Origin of the sequence: Actinospica sp., from assembly GCF_035552695.1 — a bacterium.
In the GTDB taxonomy this organism is placed as follows: Bacteria; Actinomycetota; Actinomycetes; order Streptomycetales; family Catenulisporaceae; genus Actinospica.
The window spans coordinates 1-1,655 of the sequence record NZ_DASZKT010000030.1 but is presented as its reverse complement, the minus strand read 5'-3'; the positions used below and the strand labels follow the sequence as shown (position 1 = coordinate 1,655).

The 1,655-nt window shown below is 69.5% G+C and carries 1 protein-coding gene and 1 pseudogene; both read left to right on the top strand.

Annotated elements, in window-relative coordinates; translation table 11 throughout:
* A pseudogene (locus VG296_RS05355) lies at positions 1 to 480 on the top strand (argininosuccinate lyase); the annotation flags it as partial.
* 95 nt (positions 481 to 575) lie between these two features.
* Positions 576 to 1,247, top strand: coding sequence for a DNA-3-methyladenine glycosylase (locus VG296_RS05350; RefSeq protein ID WP_325563682.1), 672 nt, complete (start codon positions 576 to 578; stop codon positions 1,245 to 1,247).
* The last annotated feature ends 408 nt before the right edge of the window (positions 1,248 to 1,655 follow it).

Genomic DNA, 1,655 nt, shown 5'->3' with positions numbered 1-1,655 from the left:
CTCAAGGGGCTGCCGCTCACCTACAACAGGGACCTGCAGGAGGACAAGGAGCCGGTGTTCGACGCCGTCGACACGCTGCTCCTCGTGCTGCCGGCGATGGCCGGCCTGATCGCGACCCTGCGGGTCAACGCGAAGCGGCTGCGCGAGCTCGCTCCCGCCGGGTTCACGCTCGCCACCGACCTGGCGGAGTACCTGGTGCAGCGGGGCGTGCCGTTCCGCGAGGCCCACGAGATCGTCGGCCACCTGGTCGTGTGGTGCCAGGTGAACGACGTCGCGCTCGACGAGGTGAGCGACGAGGACCTGGCCAAGGTTTCGCCGCACCTGACACCCGACGTCCGCGCGGTGCTCACCGTCGAGGGCGCGCTCGCCGCGCGCAAGGGCTTCGGCGGCACCGCCCCCGAGCGGGTAGCCGAGCAGCTCGTCGCGCTGCGAGCCACGGTCGACGACGGCGCGGCCTGGGCCGCGGCGGGCGGCGCCTGACTGCTGTCAAGACCCCCGCTGGTAGCGGCGGCGAGCCGGCTACGGGCGGCCCGCTGCCACAACCACCCCGCACCAGGGAGAGCGACATCGGCCACGTGACGGACCTGCTCGCGCGAGAATTCTTTGACCGGCCGTCCGACGAGGTGGCGCCGGCCTTGCTCGGCTGCGTCCTCGAGCACGAGACGGCAGAAGGCCTGGTCGCGGTCGCGCTGACCGAGGTGGAGGCCTACGCGGGTGAGACCGACCCCGCGTCCCACGCGTACCGGGGCATGACCGGCCGTAACGCCGTGATGTTCGGTCCGCCTGGTCACGCCTACGTCTACTTCACGTACGGCATGCACTTCTGCGTCAACGTCGTCTGCATGCCCGAGGGCGTCGCACGCGCGGTGCTGCTGCGCGCGGGCCGGGTGGTCGCGGGGGAGTCCGTGGCGCGGCGCAGGCGCGCCAGCCGCCGCGCGGATAGCGGTCAGCCGAGCGTCATCGGCGAACGGGACCTCGCCCGCGGCCCGGCGCGCCTCTGTCAGGCCCTGGCGATCGACCGCACACAGAACGGTGCCGATCTCTGCTCCCCAGCCTCAGAGCTTCGTTTGCGCCCCGCGGACACCGGCCCCCAGGCGGGCGCGGCTCGTGAGCCTGGTGGGGTGCCCGCCATCGAGGCAGGGCCGCGCGTTGGGATAAGCGCGGCCGCCGACATCCCGTGGCGCTTCTGGCTAGCCGACGACCCCACGGTGTCGGCTTACCGCCCGTACAAGCGCAGAAGCCGCTAGCGGTGGACGCACCAGGGGCCACGTCAGTCACAGAGCTAACAAAATCAGTTTGGGCAGGTTAGAACCGGTATGCCGACGGGGTAGAACCCTCGATTTGACGGGGGTTCCCGCTACCCGTAGAGTTCATCTTGCCCCGAGGGGGACGGAACGCCGGAAGGCGGGCCGGGACCCGGGGAGCCGCCTAGGAATCAACTTCCGAAGGTCTTGCGTGTGCCCACAGCGGCCACCAGGCTGAAGGAGGGTGACCCGTGGCGTCTGGAGAGACCGCCGCGTCGCCTTCGCAACCTTCCGGAAAGCTTCTGGAAACGAAGTTGACACGAAAGAATCTCTGGAGTAAGGTTTAAGGGTTGCCCCGGAGGGGAACGCAAGTTCCTCCAAAGGTGAGCATCTGTTTCTTGAGAACTCAAC